This is a genomic window from Thermococcus celer Vu 13 = JCM 8558 (assembly GCF_002214365.1).
GTDB classification, from domain to species: domain Archaea; phylum Methanobacteriota_B; class Thermococci; order Thermococcales; family Thermococcaceae; genus Thermococcus; species Thermococcus celer.
In genome coordinates this window covers 1,320,373-1,341,718 of sequence record NZ_CP014854.1, presented here as the reverse complement: position 1 = coordinate 1,341,718, position 21,346 = coordinate 1,320,373, and the positions used below count along the sequence as shown (strand labels likewise).

Below are 21,346 nucleotides of genomic sequence, written 5' to 3'. Positions count from 1 at the left end.
CCATGCCCTCCTTTGAGATCGTCCGCGGGGACGTAACCCGTTTTCCGGCCGAAGCGATAGTCAACGCCGCCAACCGTTACCTCGAGCACGGCGGCGGTGTGGCCTACGCGATAGCCAGGGCGGCGGCAGGCGACGTTTCCGAGTACATCAGGATAAGCAAGGAGGCCATGAGGGAGCAACTCGGGAAGGACTACATAGATCACGGCGAGGTCGTCGTTACCCCCGCCCTGAGACTCGAAAAACATGGGATTCGCTGGGTTATCCACACGGTCGGGCCGTATTGCGGCGGTCGCTGGGATGAAGACAAGAAGGAGAAGCTCCGAAGGGCCATACTCGGTGCGCTGAAAAAGGCCGAGGAGCTCGGCGTTAAGACGATAGCCTTTCCAGCCATAAGCGCGGGCATCTACGGCTGTCCGCTGGAGGAGGTTGTGAGGACTTTCGCGGAGGTCGTGCGGGAATTCGAAAAGGAAGCGCGGAGCCTGGAGCGGATTTATCTCGTTCTCTACTCCGAGAGGGACTACGGGAGGGCCGTTGAGGTTCTGGGTGGAGGTTAGCCCCTTCAACTCACGCCCTTCCCCGTTTCTTAACGAAGACTCGAAAAGAAAACCGCCGTTGGATGGAAAACTATATAACCCTTGAAGGTAAAACTCCTCGGGGATCAGTATGTCATGTGAGGAGGTTGCGGCCCTTATCAGAAGAATTGCCGTTGGATTCACGATGCTCTTCCTGTCTGGTTTCCTGATACTGTACTACGCCATCAGAAAGCTCGCATGTGCGACGAGTGACCTGTGCACTTCGGCGTCCCTCGGGCCGGGACCCACGACCATCCATAACGTCGACGTTCTCGTCTCGGTTTTCGTGATCTCCGTCCTCTTCGTTTTACTCGTGGGGTTGGGAAACCTGAATAACACCGAAGATCGCCGGCGGTGAGAACAAAGTAAGCGGGAGCCTGGGGTAACATGCCCCTCTGAAGCTCGCTTTTCGCATTTTCGCTCGTGGCGTGTGGATATCGGATTTATCCGGGCGTTATGTTAATCGACCGCTGGCTGTGCCCTGTGCCCCTGAGTCATTGGGCTACGTAACCCCCTGATGCCCCGATGCCCTTATATCCACCTTGCCCAAGTTTCTCACGGTGATTCCCATGCGGATCGAGGACGTTTACGTCTGGGACATCAACGCGAGGTGGCTCGGTATCTCCCCCCTCCAGCTCATGGAGAACGCCGGGGCGGGAGTTGCGAGAACCATAGAGGAGCGCTTTGGAAGAAACCTCAGGATCGCGGTCTTCTCGGGAACGGGTAACAACGGCGGCGACGGCTTCGTGGCGGCGAGGCACCTCAGCTTCGACAACGACGTTACCGTCTTTCTCGTTGGCGATGAGGCAAAGATAAGGAGCGAGGAGGCCAGGCACAACTGGGAGATATTGAAGGGCCTCGACCTCCTGAAGGTTAAGGTTCTCAAGGACTCCTCTTACGTAAAGGCCCTCGACCTCTCAAACTTCGACGTCATAGTTGATGCCCTCCTCGGGGCCGGGACGAGGGGCGAGCCGAGGGAGCCGGTAAGGAGCGCGATAGAGAAGATAAACGAGTACGCGGGAAGGGCGAAGATAGTGAGCGTTGACCTGCCGAGCGGCTATCCATCTAAGGTTCGCGTTAGGGCCGACTTCGCGGTCACCTTCCAGTGGGACAAGGAGGAGTATAAAGACTTTGAGCGCGTGGTCGTTAAGATAGGCTACCCGCGGGAGCTCCACCACCTCGTCGGTCCGGGCGATGCCAAGTTCGCCTTACGGAAGGGGGGAGAGCACAAGGGCCAGAACGGGAGGCTTTTAATAATCGGGGGGAGCGAGGACTACTTCGGGGCGCCCTACCTGGCGGGGAAGGCGGCCTCGTACCTCGTGGACCTGGTCCACCTCGCGATGCCGGAGTATCCAGCTATGAGAATAAGCGACCCCGACTTGATTTTGAGGCCCTTCGAAGGGAAAAATTTCAGAAAAGAACACGTTGATTCTCTGCTAAAACTCGCCCAAAAGGTTGATGCCATAGTTATAGGGCCCGGCATTGGATTAAACGAAGAGACTAAAGAGTTCGTGCGGGCGTTTGTAAGCCGCTGTGAAAGGCCCCTCGTGATAGACGCCGACGGCCTGAAGGCCATCGCCGAGAACCCGGGCGTCCTGGAGGGCAAAACCTTCGTCCTGACGCCCCACGCCGGCGAGTTCAAACTCCTCTTCGGGTTTAAGCCCGGAGGAGACCTTGAGGGGAAGGGGGAGCTCGTGAGGGAAAAGGCAGAAGAAATGGGTGGTGTGATCCTTCTGAAGGGCCCCTACGACATCGTGAGCGACGGAAGAACATGGAAGTACAACAAGACGGGCAACAGGGGGATGACAACGGGAGGAACCGGGGACGTTTTAGCTGGCATCGTTGGGGCCCTGCTTGCGCTTGGCAATGAACCCCTAAGGGCCGCTTCCGTTGGGGCCTTCCTCAACGGCCTCGCCGGGGATATGGCTAAAGAGGAGCTCGGCGAGAACTTCACCGCCCTGGAGGTCGCGAGGAGAATTCCAAGGGCCGTTAAGTGGGTTGAGGAGTTCTGAATCCCGTGCAGAACTGGTAGAAAATAAAATCAACGAAACGTTGAAAAAGGAAATATTCACCCAACGCCGCAGTAGCTCCAGACCGAGTAGCCGTACTCCCCGTTTGCAGGGTCGTGGGCGGGAGCCTCAAGGTAGACCCAGCCGCCGGAGGAGACGTACCTGTCGACCCAGCCTCCGAGGTTGCCGGTGTACTCGTGGATGCACGAGCCCGCGAACTTCGGGACGTAGACCCACCTTCCAACCCTGCTCGAGCCGAGGTTGATGTAGGTTATCAGGCCTGGCTTGTTCCCGTAGCCGTTCCTCACGAAGATGAGCTCGTCGCTGTCGTAGTAGACTATGCTGGTGCTTCCCGTTCTGGTTATCCGCTACTTTTGAAACTATCGTAACAGATAACCTTCCGCCCTCCAGCTTCATCGGGTGGCTTTCGGGGGGAACGGAAACTCCCCACATCTTCCGTTTTTTCAGCCTCCATTCGGGCTTAAAACCCCACATATCGGAGACTGCCACACCATCAAAAAAATATGACTCAAAACTATTTAAAAATTTCGGAAAACAAAAGTCATCAAAAGATCCACTTGTTTTCCAATTTATGAAACAGTCCCGCCAGGTGGTCGTGTATCCAGATGAGGTTCTTGAGCTTGTCCTTGTTGAGCCACTCCTCGTCGTCGCGGTAGAATATGACCGGCTGTCCCTCGTAGGTCAGGATGAAGGCGTAAGCGGGGTACTTGTTCCAGATGATGTCCGTGTCGTGGTTCGCCACGAAGGTTACGGCCTTGAAGGGGTCGCGGGAGACGACGGTTCCGCCGTTCTGGAGGGCGTCGACGAGGGCCGGGATGTTCTTGTTATCGAAGGCCTCGTCCATCTTGTAGTAGAGCGGGAAGTCGAAGACCTTGGCGCCGCTCGAGTAGGCCCAGTTGAGGAGGGCATCGACGTTGGTGTCCCAGTACTCGCCGACGGCCCAGCCGCCCCACCAGTCCAGCCAGTCCTTGACGACCCACGGCCAGTAGCCCTTGACGTAGTCGAAGCGCCAGGCGTCGACGCCGATGCTCCTTAGATATGCCGCGTAGCTCTCATCGCTCGCCCAGACCCAGTGCTGGTCCCACTCTTTCTTGTGGCATATATCTGGATAGCCTCCAAACGTCCCGGGGTCGCTCGCCTCAACCTCGTTCGGATGGAAGTCGAGGTAGTTGGCCGTGTACTTTCCGGAGGCAACTCCTGAGAAGTCGGTCCAGGTGTAGTCGTTCACGAAGGGGTTCCACTCCAGGTCGCCGCCGGCGCGGTGGTTGATGACTATATCGGCTATCACTTTTATCCCGTATTCGTGGGCGGTGTTTATCATGTTCACGAGCTCCGCCTTGGAGCCGAAGCGCGTTTCCACGGTTCCCTTCTGGTAGTACTCGCCGAGGTCAAAGTAGTCGTAGGGGTCGTAGCCCATGGAGTAACCACCACTCATGCCCTTGCTCGCCGGTGGAATCCATATGGCTGAGATACCGGCGCTGGCCCAGTCAGGTATCTTCTGGGCTATCGTGTCCCACCAGATTCCCCCGCTCGGAACGTCCCAGTAGAAGGCCTGCATTATGACACCGCCGTTCTCGAGGGTCTCCGCCTTCGCTGGAACCGCGAATACGCTGAGGACTACCAGAACTACCAGCAGTGCAACCACCATTTTCTTGGCCATGGTCAACACCCGCCATCCAATTATAATGTATCACCGATGGTGAAATATTTGAGCTTTGCCATCAATGTTCATCATAGAGCGTAATTGTTCATTATGCCCTGGGGGAGAAACGAAACATCGTGTTTCATTTGGGGAATATAAAAAGGAGGTCAGAACCTTATCAGTTCCCTTACCTTTCGGGCCTTTTCACAGAGCTCGCAACTCTGGAGGAAGACGAGCATGTTGAGGAGGTGGAAGAGCTCTATCTCAGTGAGCTCAACGCCCGCCTGCGAGATCCTCTTGATTACCGGCTGGGATCCGACCTCTATATCGTTCAGCACTTCCTTCGCGAGCCTCCTGAGGGCCTCCCGGTCTCTTACCTTGAATCCGGCCTTTTCCAGGATCCCAACCAGCTTCTCCGCCTCCACCTGCAGGTAGGCCTGTCTGAACTCCTCGATGCTCTCGTCCGGGTCGGCCTTTATGAGGAAGAGCCTCGCGCTTCTGGTGTAGACCCTTTCGTTTCCTTGAACCTCGAGCTCTTCCACGAGACCGGCTTCCTCGAGTATCTTCACGTGTCGGTACACCGTTGTTCTGTCCCTTCCCAGGGAGTTGCTGAGCTCGTTGATGGTCATGGGACGGTTCCTGAGCAGCTGGAGGATCCTAAAGCGGGTCTCCTCCGAGAGAACCTTAACCCTCTCGGGCTCGGTGATGATTAGAACTTCCCTCACTCAGTACTCCTCCAGTTTGTCCTGCGGCGTCTCGCCCTCTTCGACTATCCTCCTCCCGGCCGCTACCATATCGATGCTGTGAACGACGCCCCCGAACTCCTCTATCGTCCTCGCAATTTCGTCGTAGTCGAGGTCGTCGCCCACCATTGTTATCTTGACGTTCTCCGTTTCCTTGTCTATCTCCACGAGGGTTATGTTGACGCCGTCGACGCCCTTGAGCTCGCTAAGTCCCAGCGCCAGTTCCGTGACCATCGGCTGGTGCGGCTTTAGAACGTCCAGCACCAGGAGTCGTATCCCCTTCGCCATTTTCCATCGCATCCCCTTTGGGGGTCATTTCTTAAGTATTTTACCGAGCCTCTGGATCAGCTCGAGCGACTCCTCATCGCGTCCCATCTTCGCCATTGAGAGCCATTCGATGGCGTGGATTATGTCCTCGTTGGAGAAGTCCTTTAGGGCCTCCTCACTGGCCTCTATCTCCCGCGATATCGCCGTTTTGAACTCGTGCTCCTTCTCGAGTAGGCGGTCCATCACGTCGAGGAGCTCCTCGTCGTTGAATTTGTACCCCAGGGCCTTGAAGATCTCGAGCTTTGTCTTCAGGCGGGAGCGGGCGAAGTAGCGGAGCTCCTCGTCGCCGAGGTAGAGGTTGATGTAGAACGCATCGGCGGTTCTCCCGTAGTACTTCTCCACGAGGTTGCCCTTCATCTCCGTCCTCTTTACCTCGACCAGTCCCGCGTCCTTCAGCTTCTCGATGTGGTGGTATATCGTCTGGGGCGTCTTTCCGAGAATCTCGCTGAGCTGGGAGATGGTCATCTCCCTGTTGCGTAGAAGGCCCAGTATCTTCCTCCTCGTGTCCTCCAGCATCAGTTTTATGACTTCCGGGTCGGTTATCACCTTGACCTTAGCCATCTCAACCACCCAATTTAAACGTTCCAACGTTTCTTTTAACGTTATGGCATATAACCCTTTTGCCCTCCCGGTAGCTTTATATATGTAAACTCGATGGCGTTTTTGGGACCACACTGGACAAAATATCCATTACGGGAAGGCTTAAATAGGCCCTCCCGAAAAACCTTCGGAGGTGGCAATATGGAGGCTCCAGAGCTCGATTTCCTGTTCTACCCGAGGAGCGTCGCTGTTATAGGTGCCTCGAACGTTCCTGGAAAGGTTGGAAACGCCATAATGCGCTCGATAACTCTCAAGTACGAGGGCAGGGTCTACGCCGTCAACGTCAGGGGAGGCGAGATAGAGGTCAACGGGAGGAAGTTCCAGGTTTACAGGAGCGTTAAGGAGATCCCCGACGAGATCGACGTTGCGGTCATAGCGGTTCCTGCTAAGTTCGTTCCGGATGTGATCGACGAGTGCGGCGAGAAGGGCGTTAAGGGGGCCGTTGTCATCTCGGCCGGCTTCAAGGAGGCCGGGAGGGCTGAACTCGAGGAGGAACTCGTGAGGAGGGCCAGGAAGTGGGGCATCAGGGTCGTCGGCCCCAACTGCCTCGGCGTCACGAACCTCGAGAACGGTTTCGACTGCAACTTCAACCCGCCGGAGAGACAGGCGAGGCCGCCAACCGGGAAGATAGCCTTCATGAGCCAGAGCGGCGCCTTCGGGGCGGCCATCCTCGACTGGGCCGCCAACCACAAGATAGGTATGAGCAAGTTCATCAGCCTCGGTAACATGGCCGACCTCGACGAGAGCGACTTCATGGCTTACCTCGGGGAGGATCCAAAAACGGGCGTCATAACCGGTTACATCGAGGGCGTTAAGGACGGTAGAAAGTTCTTCAACACCGCCAGGGAGGTCACCCTAAGGAAGCCCGTTATCGTCCTAAAGAGCGGGAGAACGGAAGCGGGAGCCAAGGCCGCCGCATCCCACACGGGCTCACTGGCCGGTTCCTACGCCATCTACCGGGCGGCCTTCACTCAGGCCGGCGTCCTCGAGGCAAAGAGCATGCGCCAGCTCTTCAACTACGCCAAGGCATTGGCCATGCAGAAGCCCGCGAAGGGCAACCGCGTTGCTATCGTAACCAACGGCGGTGGAGCGGGGGTCATGATGAGCGACGGCCTGCTCGAGCGCGGCATGAAGCTCGCCGAGCTGAGCGAGGAAACCAGGGAGCGCTTCAGGAGGGACATCGAGGAGGGAAGGCTCCCGGAGCACATGAGCTACAGAAACCCCATCGACGTCATCGGCGACGCCCCGTCGAGCAGGTACGAGAGGGCCATGCGCTACGCGCTGGAGGACGAGAACGTCGATCTCCTCGTCGTTATAGCGCTCTTCCAGAGCCCCGCCCTCGACGAGGGAATCGTTGAGGCCGTTGCAAAGATGGGGGAGTACGGCAAGTCCATCGTCTTCGTCGCCCCCGGTGGGGACTACCCGCACAAGATGGCAAGGAACATCGAGCTCAGGGGCGTCCCGGTTTACGAGACCGTCGAGGACGGCGTCGATGCGGTCTACGCCCTCGTCAAGTACGGCGAGTGGTTGAGGGAGAACGGAAAACTTTAAATCCTCTCCTTTCCTTTCCACTTCCATGCCCGGTGATTGCTTTTGGCCCTGATGATGCCCCGCTCTTCTGTTCGGGCTTAGGCCGGAGTTTCGTTTCCACTGGAAATGGAGGTGTTTGAATGGACGACGGATTTAAGGTCACCCCATGGGACGTTGAGGGTCTGGTGGACTACAATAGGCTCATAGAGGAGTTCGGAACGAGCCCGCTGACGGACGAGCTGCTCGAGAAGACCGCCCAGCTCACGAAGAGCGAACTGCCGCTATACTTCAGGAGGAGGTTCTTCTTCTCCCACAGGGACTACGACAAGGTTCTTGCCGATTACGAGAACGGAAAGGGTTTCTTCCTCTACACGGGGAGGGGCCCGAGCGGGCCGATGCACATAGGCCACATAATCCCCTTCTTCGCCACGAAGTGGCTCCAGGAGAGGTTCGGCGTCAACCTCTACATCCAGATAACCGACGACGAGAAGTTCCTCTTCAAGGAGAGGCTCACCTTCGAGGATACGAAGAGATGGGCCTACGACAACATCCTCGACATAATCGCGGTGGGCTTCGATCCCGACAGAACCTTCATCTTCCAGGACAGCGAGTTCACCAAGATCTACGAGATGGCCATCCCGATAGCCAAGAAGATAAACTACTCGATGGCGAAGGCCGTCTTCGGGTTCACCGACCAGAGCAAGATAGGGATGATATTCTATCCTGCGATACAGGCCGCCCCGACCTTCTTCGAGAGGAAGCGGTGCCTGATTCCATCGGCGATAGACCAGGACCCCTACTGGCGCCTCCAGAGGGACTTCGCCGAGAGCCTCGGTTACTACAAGACCGCCGCCCTCCACTCCAAGTTCGTTCCGGGCCTGATGGGCCTCGAAGGCAAGATGAGCGCGTCGAAGCCTGAGACCGCCATCTACCTCACGGACGACCCCGAGGAAGCCGGTAAAAAGCTCTGGAAGTACGCGTTGACGGGAGGAAGGGCTACGGCGAAGGAACAGCGCGAGAAGGGTGGAAACCCTGAGAAGTGCGTCGTCTTCAAGTGGTTCGAGATATTCTTCGAGCCGGACGACAAAAAGCTCATGGAGCGCTACCACGCCTGCAAAAACGGCGAGCTCCTCTGCGGCCAGTGCAAGCGCGACCTCATAAAGCGCGTCCAGGATTTCCTGAGGGAGCATCAGCGGAGGAGGAAGGAAGCGGAGAAGAAGGTCGAGAAGTTCAAGTACACGGGCGAGCTCGCGAGGGAGCAGTGGGATAGGGCGATTCCGGAGGCGCTGAAGGGCTGAGCTGCTTTATCCTTTTCTCCTTACCCTGTCCCACGCCAAAAACCCCAACACGGCCACGAGTGATATGAGGCTCAGATATCCCAGGGGTGAATAGGGGTCCTCGAACTTCAGCTCTACTTCGTGCTCTCCCGCCGGGAGCTGGAGCTCGATGAGGCCGAACTGTTCATTCCTTGAAATTTTGATGCCTTTTCCATCAACGTAAGCCCTCCAGTGGGGGTAGTAGTTCTCGCTCAGGATGACCGCCGTGCTCCTGTCGGCGGTGTACTTCATGACGATTTCTCCATCCGAAACCTCGACTATCCTGTATTCAATCTTTGGCGGGGCGATGTACCTTGAGAGAATCTCATTTAAGAGCCTGGCCTCGTAATCGTTTCTGCTGTAAACAGCGTGGTAGGGCAGGTTGAGACCCACGAAGTATATCCTGCCTTTGCCATACTCCTTAACCCCGAGCACCGTGAGGTTCCCCATCCTTATCAGGGGAGTCAGATTCCCGGTGTAGGCGGTTGCCGTCCATGGCTTTCCCTCGTACGTGAAGTTTGAGAAGCGGGAGACGTTGTAAACCCCGGAGCTGAGGTTGGCCTTTCCAAAAACCTTTACTATGGTTGATCTCACGCCGAACCTTGTAGCCTCGGCGTCGGGACTTCCGAAGGTGTTTACCACGAGAATTCCCCCGTCCCTGACGTAGTCCTCGAGCTTCCTCCATACAAGCGGGTCCCTGTACACGTAATTGTTCAGGATGACGAGGGAGTACCTCCCAAGTGAGTCCGCGTGGTCATCTACGAATTTCCCCCTCTCGTATTCCACGCCGGTGTCAAGGGGCCAGTTCCCGACGACGAGGACGCCCGCCTCCGGCGTCAAAAGGCTGTGGTTGTCCCAGGAGTAGAGCTTGAAGTTTCCGACCGAATAAATCTCCCTGAAGCCAATCGACTTCAGGTTTTCCTCGACCCTTGGCGTATCCTTAAAGCTGGAGTCGAGGAGGATGTACTTCACGGAATAAGCCCTGAGGGCCTTTCTGGCAAAATTGAGGTCGTTGAGAACGGCGTAGTTGAGATAGCTATGCCCGGGATAGGCTGGATCGCCCTGACGATACCAGCCGTCGAGAGCGGGCTTTTTGGTGAGGGCGGGGGTGAAGGCGACCCTTGAGCCCTGCGTTATCCCCAGCCCCCACTGGTAGTACCTCCAGCCGGTTCCGTTGTCGTTTCCGATGTAGTTGAGAACCCCCATGTAATTCCCGGGGAATTCCTCCGGATTCAGGCTATCAACCCGGAACCTGAGGTCCGAGAGCGAAAGCAACAGGAGAACGAGGGATATTATCAGAGCCACTTTCCTGAACTTATCTGGATGGATTTTCGGGGCATAGTTAAGAACGAACTCCAGAAGCATGGCGAACCCGATGGCCGCCAGAAATTCCACGGTGCCGAGCCACCGGTAGGGGGGAATTAAATCGAGTATGGGAAGTCTGTTTAACCATGGTGTGGGCCCGTAGTACCCGAGCGAGAGCAGGAGCGAGGTGAACACGCCCGCCAAAACAGCTATGGAGAGCGTTTTCTTTCTCTTAATTGTCATCAATGCCCCGAAAATCCCGAGGTACATCAGGGCCCCCTGGTAGAACGACCAGGGGCCTGTGGGAAGGAGTATCTCCCCCAGCCTGGCGCTCTGGAACTTGAAAAGGTAGTCTATGGCATTCTCCTTTAGGAAATGGGCGTTGCCCTTTTCCAGGATGAACGGCAGAACCCAGAAGGCCGATATCAGGAACGCGACGATCCCGGCGATAAACAGGTTCTGAATAGGAGTTCTCCATTCCCTTTTAGTTTCCCGGAGATAGGGGAGCAGGAAAAGGAGAACGAGGCCGAAGGAGACCGCGAGGGTGTGGTGTGTTAAGAGGACGAGGGAGATGAGAACCCCGGCCGTTAGGGCCTTTCTTCTATCACCGCGGAAGATGTATATGAACCCAAGGACGAGGAGAGGGGCGAGGTTTATCGCCACGAACCTCGGGAAGTTCCCCTCAGGTGACAGAATCCGCAGATGGTAGGGGGCAAACGCGTATGCAAGGGAGGCGAGGTAGGACGGAAGGTCTGAGAACCCGAGCTCCCTCAGGAGAAACCTCATCGAAAGAGCCCCTATTATCAGGGATAGGAGGGCCGAGAGCTTGTAGCCCCAGGTCGCAGAATGGGTCAAAACGCCGAGAAGTGCCCCGAGGTAATAGGCAAGCGGTGGATAAAAGCGGAGGAATGGATAGCCACCGTACCAGTCCTCGATCCATGGGTGGTAACCCCCCATCAGCTTCCAGATTTTGAAGAGGTGGCCGTAGGCGTCCCCGCCCCAGCTCGGGGGATAACCGCTTCCAAGAAAGCCCTTCAGGGTTAGGAAGGCCATAAAAATAGCTATAAGAAAAAACAAAGCCTCTTTACGGGCTGATTCGAGCCTCATATTAGACCCTCAGAGGTTCAGGGCTTTCATGACTTCATCTATCACCGGCTCGAGGAACGGGAACTCCGGAACGCCCTCGCTCTGTATTATCTCCTCATCGCTGTTTCCACTGCCCCTTGACACATCGGAGGTATAGAAGTCGTCGCTCCCGTCGTCGAAGTTTTCCTGAGCGATTACATCCCCGTTCCAGTACTCCCTGACGTCGTCTATGTAGAGGTCGTAGGTGCTCCCCTCGTCCCACCTTCCGGCATTGACCTGCTGGATTTTGGTTATGTGCCTCTTTTTAATGGTTTTAACAAGACCCCCATCGATGTAAAACTTGACGTTGTTTCGTGTAACCTCTATCCTGTAAGTGTGGGGGACGCTCATGTCGAGGTTCACGGTTTTGCCGAACACGTCCACGCTGTTTCCGCCATACCAGTACACGCTGTACCACCTGGTTCTGCCACCATCGGTTACCTGGACCTCAAGCAACGTAACGCCGGCACTCCCACTGTAGTTTTTCGCCAGAACCGTCTGCTCGATAGCGTAGGTATCTTTTTTGATGCCCCTGTTGACGTTGTGAATTTCCGTATACGAACTGCCCATATCGTGGCTCCAGACGTGGAGGACGTTCCCGCTGAGCGTCCCTCCGGCGGCGTTGGATAACCCCGTGAGGATTAGGAGTAAAGTGACTACCACCACCGCATCTCTCACCAGTCTAAGGGTTCCCATCTCTCTCACCCCCTTTTTAGTCTCCCCATGGAAACTTATAATATCTTTAGACGGACTCTCGAACGATACGGTAAGCCTGGAACAATCGGTTCAGTTTTTGTTTAATAACATTTTTGGTTAAACTTTCAAACCAGGGAACATCGCCTTTGGTCCTCAATTTAATGTCGATCGTCAATGCTTAAAAAAGATTTCTCATCAAAATTGCCGAAATCGTGCTCAATCCTGTTGGGCCCTCAGGCTCTTCACGAGGAGACGGCCGAGGAGGATGACAACGGCCCCGAAGAGGATGGCGGGTCCTATCGTGTAGTGGAAGAGGTTGAAGACCCCCTCCCCTGAGCGGTGGTAGAGATAGATGGCAATTGCCACCCGAAGGAGGTTCAGGAGGTATATCACTGAGGCGCCGATGATCCATTCCCGTACGTTTCTCCTTATCCTTGGGAAAGCTAAATACACAGCGGTGTAAAGGCTTAAAGTAAACGTTCCGCTGCACTGCCAGGTTATCTCGAATGCCAGCCTTTCACCCGGGAGATAGATCATGTTGCCGAGGAGGGTGTTTGATACGCCGAGGAAACTAAGGAGGGCATGGACGTTTTTTGCCTCGATTAAAACCAGAGGCTTCCCGAATTTCGCCCCTATCACCAGCACGACTATCGAAAATCCGATGAGGTATCCGAGCAGGAGCAGGAGGTTAAAGATTACGCTATCCCTCTTCATTGCCCACGACCCCGTACTCCCTGAGAACGCTTACGTGGTGGTGAACCGTGGACTTGCTCAGCCCGAGGGTTCTCGCTATATCGCTTATGCTCTTTCCCCGGATTAACAGATTGTATATCTCCCTCCGAATCTTGTTTTCAAGCAGAAATGCCCTTACGGCTTTTTGCCTGTTTTCTCTACCCGGGGGGTGGTATATGGTGGTGTTCTGGATCGTGGTTTCGTCCAAAAGCCCGGCCCTCTTGAGAACGTTAAGGTGCCATCTGGCGTTTGTCCTTGAGATGGAAAACGTTGAGGCCACGTCTACGACGGTGGAATACCCCTTTGCCTCTATGTACCTGTAGATGGACTCCCTCGTTTTGTTCTTCAGCACCTTCTCGGGGGGTATCATGAACCTCCCTATGGCGAGGGGAATCCACTTTATCCATCTCCTGAACTTCTCCGCGTGGGGATTGTTCGAAAACGTGGCGTAAGCGGCACCAGCGCTCAGAATAACGGCCGCGGCAACGGCCGTCAACGGAAGGCCTTCCTTGGAGTAGTATTCTATCACCGCGACTATGAAGTCTACAACTGCGGGATTCTTTGTATCAAGGTAATAGGCCGAGGGGTTTATGGTGAGGACTACGAGCTTTCCCTTCCCCACGGGTATCTCAACGAGTACCGGAATCCCCGAGGAGTTAATAATGACCTTCTCGTGAGGAGCTTTTATCATTGCTACCCCGTAAACGTCCGAGTCGTATCCAAAGGCCTTGAATTTGAAGCCGTTTTTGGGTTTGACTTCTACGATCCCTGCCGTCGTGAAGTTAACGGATATCCCAAGTAACCTCAGGGTCGTGGGTGCCTCCACCGTGAGGCTCCTCAGGGTGTTGAGTCCGACTATAACCGTCTTGCCCTTCTGGGCTTCTTTCAGCAGGGCTGGAAGGGTTTCTCTGCTACTCTCGTTCATAAACCCGTAGTTGAGGTCGATGGCGAGGATCACCCCTCCCTCTGGATTTTCGGAGAGAGCAACGGTGGTTTTATTGGAAATTGCCCTGTACAGTGGAATGTCCCCGGAGTCGGAGTAGAGGTAGGTGACCGTCCCTGCGATTATCGGGGACGCCATGAGGAGCACAAGCAACACCGTCCCCAGGGAGATAAAAAAGCTTCTGTTCCCTACCATGACTGAATTACCCCCCGGAAGAACCTCATCATGGCGTCAACCTTTGCCAGGGACAGGAGGGGGTTGTAGATTGCATAATAGATGAAGATCGCCGGGAGGTACCTGACCGCGGTTGGGGAGCCCCTTTCCATCGCTATGGCGAGGGCGCTTATAAGAACCCCTGCGAGGTATTGGAGCAGATAGACAGTAAGGAATATTAGCACCATGGGCTTGATGGGGAGGATTATGTCAAGAATTTGGAATCCAAAGGCGTACTGGAGGATCAGAATCAGCGGGAGCACGATTATCCCGAACACGAAGAGCACCGGGGTGATGTACTCAAGAAGGATCATGTGGACGAACAGAAAGAGCCCCCTCTCCCCGTACTTTGGGTTCATTATCATGTCATGATATTTGGCCATGACCTGAAGTCCCCCGTAGTACCATCTGACCCTCTGCTTATAAAGGTCTTTCCAGCTCAGCTTTGGCTCCGTGTAGACCGCAGCCCCCGGCTCGAAGCTTGAGGTCAGGCCCGCACGATAGGCTATCATGGCGAGCTCAAAATCCTCGGCCAGCGTGTCCCTGGGGATCGATGGAAGGGATTTCAGGAAGTATCCTTTAAAGGCCGAGAAAGCCCCGGGAACCACGAGCAACCAGTCCAGGTAACCCTGAACCCTTCGGCCCATCTCAAAACTATGAATGAACTCTATGGCCTGCAGTTTTTCTATGAGGCCACCCGTCCTTTCTTCGATTCTCACAACCCCCGTGGAGATTCCGATGAACCTTCTGCTGAAGAGATTTTCGACAACGTTTTTTAAAGATGAGCCGTCCGCAAAGTACGAATCCGCGTCCATCGTGAGTATGACCTCCCCTTTTGCGGCTTTTATGCCGTCCTCGAGCGCCTTTGCCTTCCCCGTGTTCCTTTCGTGTCTTATCACCTTTGCCCCCAGTCTCTTCGCTATTTCCGCGGTTCCGTCCTGACTGCCGTCGTCGACGATTATTACCTCGCAGTTCTCGAAGGGGTAGTCCTGGTACTGTATGCTCTCTATCAACCTCTCGATGTTCATGGCCTCATTGTACGCTGGAACCACTATTGAGACCTTCGGGAAGAACCTCGGGGTGAGTCTCCTCCTTTCTCCGCTCTTGAAGTAGAGGTAGAAGATGAAGTAGGCGAAGTAAACCAGGATGATCAATGCCCCCGTTAGGTAGAATAGATACCGAACAAACGTATAAACCGGATACCGTGGAAGGTCGGGGAACGTAATTCTAACCATTTTCCACGCCGTCCACTGAACGAAAAGGTAATCAAGGTATACAACGTAGCCGGCCACTATGAATGCCGATACAATGGCAAGGGCCTTTCTCATAACTCAAACCACCTCAGGAGGGGCTTCATGGGGTATACCTCGTAATCGACCACCATCTTTCTGACCTCGACCACCCCGTACTTCGAGAGCTCGCGCATTAACCTCAGGACATCGTAGGGGGGCATGTTGACCCTGTGGGCGAGGTCGATTATGGCCACCCCAGGGGTGTTTGCGATTATCTCCATGAGACGGGGATACCTCCTCACGGCCCACGAAGCTACCCCCTCTCCCTCAAAGCCCCTCAAAACTATCAGGGTCTCGTTTTCTCCAAGATGCCTCAGGTCAACGAGGTTTATCCTGTGATTGAGAATTAAAAACGCCAGGGGAAACTTCAGCCGTCTCCTCGTTACCTCCGTCTCCTCTGAGAGCTCGGATAGAGTCACTCCTTTGAGAGTCACAACTGTTTCCATGATCCTCTCGTATAGGGGTCTTTTTAGGAGAAATTTTGAGAACGGCAGGAGGGGAACCGCCAGAAGAACCGTGATTCCCTGGGGCATCAACCCAACGTAACCCAGAACCTCCAGAACCACAAGGAGGAGAAGGGGCATAACGAGAGGATTCATGAGGAGGTTTTTAAGTTGTAGTTTGAGGAGTTCGCCGTTAGACAGGGGCCGAGGGGGGGTAGAACGCTCCTCAATGGCTTTCAGGCCGATTTCAGAGTACAATCCTACGAAGTTTGGACGGTCCATGAGGGCGTTAACGGGATTGAAGGTCATTAGAACCCCAACCCCATCCCCAAATCTGGAAATCGTCACCGCGGGGAGGCCGTTTTTGTATCGGGCTATGACCTCTCCTCTGTAAACGTTCACCACCACTGCCTGATAGGTGTCGTTGTAAGCGTACTCGCTGCCTTCATAAACGATGTCCCAGTCCGCAGAGTCGGTTTTTGGTGCCTCTATGCGGAGCAACCTCGTTCCGGTGATCTCTTCGAGTGACCTGCTCCAGCTCTGGGTGTACGTGTTCAGGCCAACTATTAAAGCCCCTCCCCTCCTAACGTACTCGGATAGAACTTCCGTTTCCTCCGCGGTAAGCCTTCCACCCTCGGTCCATCTGAAGTTCAGATCAGGTATCCATACCTCATCGTACTTCACGAGGTAGGTGAGGTCGGAGAGTTTGGAGCGATCTCCGGGCAGATCCTTCCCGAGGTAAAGGATATCAACATCAAAACCTCTCGTTGATAGAGAGTTTGCGAACATCACGTCCTCGGCATCGCTACATACGATTAGTAACCTGGGGGCTTTCGCCGGCGAGGATGCGCTCACCGTGGATGATGAGACGAGTGTGGACAGGATGATTAGTATCAGGATCAACGAAGCTTTTATTTTCATCTATCCTCCCACCTATTTTCCACTATCTCTGGATTTAGGTACGTTTCTTTTTATATTTATAGCAAGCTCCTCGAACGGGAGTATAAGGACATGTTCCGTCGTTCCCGTCGCCGTGTTTTATCGGTCTCTCATGTGGGCGCATTTAACGGGTTGGATTTACCCGCGGTGGCATCCCGGTGAAAGCGGATGGTTTATAATTCCTGCCACCAAGAGTCTTTAGGTGTGGCAAGATGGTTCGCCTTCCGTTTAGGGACACCTTCTACGAGTTGAGACCGAGCAAGATAGTGGCGCTTGCCAAGAACTACGCGGAGCACGCAAGGGAGATGGAGAGCGACGTCCCGGATGAGCCCGTTTTCTTCCTCAAGCCGCCGAGCTCACTCATAGGCCCCGGTGAGCCGATAATCCTGCCGAGGATGAGCAAAAGGGTCGACCATGAGGTCGAGCTGGCGGTGATAATGGGTAAGAGGGCCAGGCGGGTTCCGGAGGAAAAGGCCATGGATTACGTCCTCGGGTACACGATACTCCTCGACGTAACCGCCAGGGATCTCCAGTGGGAGGCGAGGCGGAAAGGTCTCCCCTGGACGGTGGCGAAGGGCTTTGACACCTTCGCACCGGTTGGTCCGCGGGTCGTTGATAGGAGGGAGCTGGAGATAGGGAACCTTGAAATCGGCCTTAGGGTCAACGGAGAGGTAAGACAGCTGGGAAGAACGAGCGAGATGATATTCAAAGTCCCGAAGATAATCGAGTACGTCTCGGGCGTAATGACCCTGGAGCCCGGTGATATAATAGCGACCGGAACCCCCGCCGGGGTCGGCCCGCTAAGGCACGGCGATCACGTAGAGGCGTGGATCCAGGGCATCGGAACCGTGGAGTTCGACGTCCTGAGCGAGGGCTCGATCCTCTGCTGAGTTTTTTTATTCCACCACGTAGGCGTGCACCGTGAGGCCGCCGTGACCGATGAGGCGGTGGTGCGTTATCTTGAAGCCGTTCTCCTCAATGGCCCTCTCAATCGCCCTCTTCTCCGTCGTTATGAAGACGCCGCGCCTTTCGAGAACCCCCGCGAGTTCCCTAAAGAAATCCATGTAGAGCTTCGGTATATCCCCCTTCCGCCCTATCTTGAGCCCGTAGGGAAGGTTGCTGACCGCGAAATCGACGCTATCAACGTATTCGCTCAGCCTCGTCGCGTCCCCCTGGACGAACTCGATCCTATCGATAACCCCCGCCGAGAGGGCGTTCATCCTCGCCCCGCGCAGGTGTTTCCTGAACTTCTCGAGGCAGGTTATCCTCCCCCCGTAACCCCTCAGGGCCAGCTCGATGGGAATCGTCCCTGAGCCGCAGAACGGGTCTATGAAGGAACCACCGTCGGGCTTCGCCAGCTCTATCAGCGCGTTGGCTATGCTGGCCTTCAGGTGGGCCGGGTGGTCGTAGACGCGCCAGGGCCGTTTGTGGAGCGAGCTGTCGCCCGTGGTGTCTATCCCGAGGAAGAATGCATCGCCCACCAGCTCGGCCCGGAAGATGACGGCCGGATGGTCAAGGTTCACCCTCGGGCTCCCGAACCGCGACAGCCTTTCGAAAACGGCCGTCCCAACGGTTCTGGCGATGTCCACGCTCGTGATTCTGTGCTCGCCCTTTCTGAAACCCCTAACGGCAAAGCTCTCGCTGACCTTGACGTACCTTTCCACCGGCAGAGAGGCCACGAAGTCCTCGATCCTCTTCAGGGCGACCTCAGGTTCCTCCTCTTCGATGCCCTTGAACCTCTCGCTTGCTATCCCGACGATTACGCGGTGGAGGAGCCTCGAACGCTCATTGAGGTATGTCGGGATGCTCAGTTCCCTCTCCCGTCCCTTCTCGTCCCTGTAATGGGCCTCGCCCACCTCGGCCGAAACACGGCCCTCGACGCCGAGGGGCCTCTCCTCCACCCGAAACGGAACCCCCAGTTTGGCGAACAGTCCCTCGACCTCGGCCCTCGCGAGGTCCTCGATCCCCCTTGAAGTCGTCAGTAGGAGCCTCATAACCTCACCCCGTTAATCGAGTACGACCACAACGCCCTTCCACTTTCCCCCGAAGCACTCGCTCGAGACGACGTGCCTGCCCGTCAGCCTCTCGATGAACTTAACGGCGGAGTCGCACCTCTTGAAACCCGTCGCTATTCCGACCGTAACCCCCTCGATCTCCCTGATCCCGACGCGTTTCCTGTTGTCGAGCCTTTCCCTTAACTCGTCGCCGTACCTCCAGATTATCCTCCGCGGGTCGAGCAGGAGCTCCCTCTCCACCCCATCGAGGACGTCCTCGAAGTCCCGGGTGAATCCTTCCTCCCCTTTCTTCCCTTCCCCGAAGAGGGTGAAGCGGCCCGTCTGCCACTCCCTCAGGAGCCATCTCGCGGTCTCCTCGAGGTCAACCTCGCCGCCGGCCTTTATCAGGCCCCTCCTCTCGCCTATCCGCCTTAGTATCTCCTCTCCGTCCTCGAGCCCCTCGATGCCGAACCTCTCGGTTATCGCCTCCTTCCTCGTCTCGAGTATCCGCTTTATGAGCCTCAGCGCGGGCTTCAAGGGTTCCTCGATCTTGTCGGCGGGAAATCCGCCCCTGATGACGAGCTCGTCGAAGTCATCTATCGGAATTACCCCCGGCGAGTCCAGGAGCCATATCCTCTTGCTCAGCCTTATCAGGTGCTTCCCCTTGGTGTAACCGGGTATAGGGGCCGTTTTCACTGCCCTCCTTCCCTTGAGCGTGTTGATTATCGTGCTCTTGCCGACGTTCGGGTAGCCCACGAGGGCGACCTTAACTTTGTCCTTCTCCTCGAGGAGCGGCTTCGCGAGCTTTTTTATCTCCTTCCTCAGGATTCCGGTTCCCTTCCTCTCGCGGGCGGATACGAAGACCACTGGAACGTCGCTTCTCCTCTTGTATTCCTCGGCCCACTCCTTCGGAACCAGATCCGCCTTGTTCATGACCACGAGGAGCGGCTTGCCCTCCTCCCTTGCGAGCCTCTCGAGCTTCCCGTTCCTCGTTCCGATGGGGTCCCTCGCGTCGACCACCTCGACGATGATGTCGGCCTCGTCAACGATCTCCCTCACTATTCTCCACGCCTTTCTCTGCTTCATCCCGCACCACCGTTACCTCGAAGATCACGGTCCCCCCGTCAGTGTAGGGTTCGCCGGGGTCGAGGCACTGCAGGTAGGCCTTCTCCCCCCTGCCGAGACCTAACTCCCTGGGCTTAATACCCTTTCGCAGCGCGACGATGTAGGGCAACAGCGATGCGAAGGCGTGGGTGCATATGGCGTCGGTCTCGTCGAGCTTGACCTCCGGCCCCTCTATGACTATCCTGTCACCCAATTTGTAAACCGGGCATTTCCCGCGGATTTCTTTCACGGTAATCTCCAACCGTTCCATCTCCCTCACCGAAATCTAAATAAAGATTGAGGTTCAAAAACATTTGACATGAAAGGCGGGTCATGATAACGATTGATGGTGGTGCTCAACGTGTCCGAGGATATTGAGGCTAAGATTCGCCGTCTTAGAGAGCTGGGTCGGGCCAGCGCGGAGTCAGAGACTCCCCAGCCGATCAAGACCCCTGTAAAGAAGCCCCCCAGGAGGCCCCGGCGTATAGGTAGTATCCGGGAAAAGGAAAGGAAAAAACGCATTCTTATAGGTGCCTCCATAATCATAACCGTGATCTTGATAATCTCAATAGGTGCTTACGTTTACCTGCAGAGCAGTGCCGCCAACGAACTCACCAAGGCAAAGAAGGAGAAGCTCGCCGAGGTCAACGCGTACTTTAAGCCGGGAAGCGAACTCATGAACACGAGTTTTGGAAAGAATGCCCGCGATGAGCTGATAAAGGAGATAAACTCAGCTCAGAGCGTTGATCAAGTCAAATCGATAAACGTTAAGGCCGCCTACCAAAAGGCCTGGAGTCAGTATCAGGCGTATCTCCAGGAGCAGAAACGTCTCGAGATGGAGCGTCAGCTCAACCAGACCAAGAAGGAGAAGATAGATCAGATAGAAGCCCAGTTCAGTCCTCTTCTCGCCATGCCACTGCCGGACGATCTCAAGAAGAAGGTCGTCGATTCGATGAAGAACCTCGAGGAACAAATCATGAACGCCACCAGCGAGGATCGGGTTAAATCGATAAACGCCGATCCCTACCTCCTGGAGCTCTGGAGGGAGTACTACTACTACCTCATCGACAGCATCCCCACCAAGAACGTCATCCTTGAGAAGGACAACGTCAAGAGGATCGTTAGCAAGGCGGATGCAAAGGCCCTCCTCGGCGGAATACTCGACTACAGGGAACTGACACAGTACCACGTGTATAAGGTTGAGTACGTGGACATAGCCCTCGTCCTCCCCAGGAGCAGGATAAACGGTGCCTTCCTTACACCAGGGGACGAGGTAGTGCTCTTCGCCAAGAACGCCACCGACGCGCCCTTCAGAGAGATAGTTAACGGGGGTTACGTCGAGCTCGTTCTCCTCCCGACCCAGGCAGGCTCCATATCCGTCAGCGAGGCTCAGAGTCAGACGAGCTCATCGAGCACCACTTCATCGAACCAGTACTCCGAGCAGCACAACACGCAGTACACTCCGGGTGGCAATTCCATAACCAACGGACAGGCCATCAGCGATACCTACGGTAACTCACAGACCTCCAGCCAGAGCGCTTCCGCGAGCTACAGCTACAACGTCAACCTCGCCGAGATCCTTAAGGCCATCGCGGCCGGCAAAATACAGGCCAGCGAGGACGTTAAGGAGCAGCTCAGGGAGTACGGATGGAAAATAATAGACCTCGAGAAGGAGTCCGGTATGCTCGTTCTGGATCCGAACGCGCAGTTCCTGGTGATACTGAAGGTGCCCTCCATGTTCGTACCGGAAGTGCTGTCCAACCAGCAGTACCTCTACATCGCTAAAGTAGCCGGCTGAGG

Annotated in this window: 19 protein-coding genes and 2 pseudogenes; 7 read left to right on the top strand and 14 right to left on the bottom strand. The window is 55.6% G+C overall.

Annotated features, from left to right (window positions below; all coding sequences use genetic code 11):
• Window positions 1-2 precede the first annotated feature (2 nt).
• From A3L02_RS07400 to A3L02_RS07390, 3 genes are all read left to right on the top strand, one after another.
• Window positions 3-554, top strand: a complete 552-nt coding sequence (locus A3L02_RS07400; RefSeq protein ID WP_088863310.1) for a [protein ADP-ribosylglutamate] hydrolase — start codon at window positions 3-5, stop codon at window positions 552-554.
• Between the two features lie 109 nt (window positions 555-663).
• Window positions 664-930, top strand: a complete 267-nt coding sequence (locus A3L02_RS07395) for a hypothetical protein (protein ID WP_054834065.1) — start codon at window positions 664-666, stop codon at window positions 928-930.
• 211 nt (window positions 931-1,141) lie between these two features.
• Window positions 1,142-2,584 carry an NAD(P)H-hydrate dehydratase gene (locus A3L02_RS07390; protein ID WP_088863309.1) on the top strand — a complete coding sequence of 481 codons (1,443 nt, stop codon included), beginning with the start codon at window positions 1,142-1,144 and terminating at the stop codon, window positions 2,582-2,584.
• Between the two features lie 56 nt (window positions 2,585-2,640).
• On the opposite strand, the pseudogene A3L02_RS07385 reads toward A3L02_RS07390, so the two are convergent.
• The 5 genes and pseudogenes from A3L02_RS07385 to A3L02_RS07365 all read right to left on the bottom strand — a co-directional run.
• Window positions 2,641-2,934, bottom strand: a pseudogene (locus A3L02_RS07385) (alpha-amylase domain-containing protein); the annotation flags it as partial.
• A gap of 248 nt (window positions 2,935-3,182) precedes the next feature.
• Window positions 3,183-4,262: pseudogene (locus tag A3L02_RS07380) on the bottom strand (alpha-amylase); the annotation flags it as partial.
• A gap of 149 nt (window positions 4,263-4,411) precedes the next feature.
• Window positions 4,412-4,969 carry an ArsR/SmtB family transcription factor gene (locus A3L02_RS07375; RefSeq protein ID WP_054834066.1) on the bottom strand — a complete coding sequence of 186 codons (558 nt, stop codon included), beginning with the start codon at window positions 4,967-4,969 and terminating at the stop codon, window positions 4,412-4,414.
• Window positions 4,970-5,275, bottom strand: coding sequence for a DUF211 domain-containing protein (locus tag A3L02_RS07370; protein WP_054834067.1), 306 nt, complete (start codon window positions 5,273-5,275; stop codon window positions 4,970-4,972).
• Between the two features lie 24 nt (window positions 5,276-5,299).
• Window positions 5,300-5,875, bottom strand: coding sequence for a winged helix-turn-helix domain-containing protein (locus tag A3L02_RS07365; RefSeq protein ID WP_088863308.1), 576 nt, complete (start codon window positions 5,873-5,875; stop codon window positions 5,300-5,302).
• Between the two features lie 180 nt (window positions 5,876-6,055).
• On the opposite strand from A3L02_RS07365, the gene A3L02_RS07360 reads away from it, so the two are divergent.
• Window positions 6,056-7,465, top strand: coding sequence for an acetate--CoA ligase family protein (locus A3L02_RS07360; RefSeq protein WP_088863307.1), 1,410 nt, complete (start codon window positions 6,056-6,058; stop codon window positions 7,463-7,465).
• A 119-nt stretch (window positions 7,466-7,584) separates the two neighbouring features.
• Window positions 7,585-8,742, top strand: a complete 1,158-nt coding sequence (locus tag A3L02_RS07355; RefSeq protein WP_088863306.1) for a tryptophan--tRNA ligase — start codon at window positions 7,585-7,587, stop codon at window positions 8,740-8,742.
• A gap of 6 nt (window positions 8,743-8,748) precedes the next feature.
• Here A3L02_RS07355 and A3L02_RS07350 read toward each other — a convergent pair whose 3' ends face one another.
• The 6 genes from A3L02_RS07350 to A3L02_RS07325 all read right to left on the bottom strand — a co-directional run bounded on the left by A3L02_RS07350 (window position 8,749) and on the right by A3L02_RS07325 (window position 16,430).
• Window positions 8,749-11,118, bottom strand: a complete 2,370-nt coding sequence (locus A3L02_RS07350; protein ID WP_237268591.1) for a 6-pyruvoyl-tetrahydropterin synthase-related protein — start codon at window positions 11,116-11,118, stop codon at window positions 8,749-8,751.
• A gap of 63 nt (window positions 11,119-11,181) precedes the next feature.
• The gene (locus A3L02_RS07345; protein ID WP_088863304.1) at window positions 11,182-11,886 is read right to left on the bottom strand and encodes a LamG domain-containing protein; all 705 of its coding nucleotides are present in this window, start codon (window positions 11,884-11,886) and stop codon (window positions 11,182-11,184) included.
• Window positions 11,887-12,102: 216 nt separating this feature from the next.
• The gene (artF, locus tag A3L02_RS07340; RefSeq protein ID WP_088863303.1) at window positions 12,103-12,600 is read right to left on the bottom strand and encodes an archaeosortase family protein ArtF; all 498 of its coding nucleotides are present in this window, start codon (window positions 12,598-12,600) and stop codon (window positions 12,103-12,105) included.
• A complete protein-coding gene (locus A3L02_RS07335) occupies window positions 12,587-13,699 on the bottom strand; it encodes a helix-turn-helix domain-containing protein (protein WP_157895768.1) in 1,113 nt (370 codons plus the stop codon). The genes artF and A3L02_RS07335 overlap by 14 nt, the downstream gene beginning before the upstream one ends.
• A gap of 50 nt (window positions 13,700-13,749) precedes the next feature.
• Window positions 13,750-15,102 (bottom strand): glycosyltransferase, encoded by a 1,353-nt coding sequence (locus A3L02_RS07330; protein ID WP_088863301.1) that lies wholly within the window; start codon window positions 15,100-15,102, stop codon window positions 13,750-13,752.
• A complete protein-coding gene (locus A3L02_RS07325) occupies window positions 15,099-16,430 on the bottom strand; it encodes a type 1 glutamine amidotransferase family protein (protein ID WP_088863300.1) in 1,332 nt (443 codons plus the stop codon). Before A3L02_RS07325 ends, A3L02_RS07330 begins: the two co-directional genes overlap by 4 nt.
• 230 nt (window positions 16,431-16,660) lie before the next feature.
• Here A3L02_RS07325 and A3L02_RS07320 point away from each other — a divergent pair, with 230 nt between their 5' ends.
• Window positions 16,661-17,338: a fumarylacetoacetate hydrolase family protein gene (locus tag A3L02_RS07320; protein WP_088863299.1), complete on the top strand. Its 678-nt coding sequence runs from the start codon at window positions 16,661-16,663 to the stop codon at window positions 17,336-17,338.
• 6 nt (window positions 17,339-17,344) lie between these two features.
• Here A3L02_RS07320 and trm14 read toward each other — a convergent pair whose 3' ends face one another.
• The 3 genes from trm14 to A3L02_RS07305 are packed head-to-tail and all read right to left on the bottom strand — an operon-like array spanning window position 17,345 to window position 19,817.
• A complete protein-coding gene (trm14, locus tag A3L02_RS07315) occupies window positions 17,345-18,442 on the bottom strand; it encodes a tRNA (guanine(6)-N2)-methyltransferase (protein ID WP_088863298.1) in 1,098 nt (365 codons plus the stop codon).
• Window positions 18,443-18,454: 12 nt separating this feature from the next.
• Window positions 18,455-19,528 carry a GTPase gene (locus tag A3L02_RS07310; RefSeq protein WP_088863297.1) on the bottom strand — a complete coding sequence of 358 codons (1,074 nt, stop codon included), beginning with the start codon at window positions 19,526-19,528 and terminating at the stop codon, window positions 18,455-18,457.
• Window positions 19,485-19,817, bottom strand: coding sequence for a TIGR04076 family protein (locus A3L02_RS07305; protein WP_088863296.1), 333 nt, complete (start codon window positions 19,815-19,817; stop codon window positions 19,485-19,487). The genes A3L02_RS07310 and A3L02_RS07305 overlap by 44 nt, the downstream gene beginning before the upstream one ends.
• A 75-nt stretch (window positions 19,818-19,892) precedes the next feature.
• On the opposite strand from A3L02_RS07305, the gene A3L02_RS07300 reads away from it, so the two are divergent.
• Window positions 19,893-21,344: a DUF515 domain-containing protein gene (locus A3L02_RS07300; protein WP_237268590.1), complete on the top strand. Its 1,452-nt coding sequence runs from the start codon at window positions 19,893-19,895 to the stop codon at window positions 21,342-21,344.
• The last annotated feature ends 2 nt before the right edge of the window (window positions 21,345-21,346 follow it).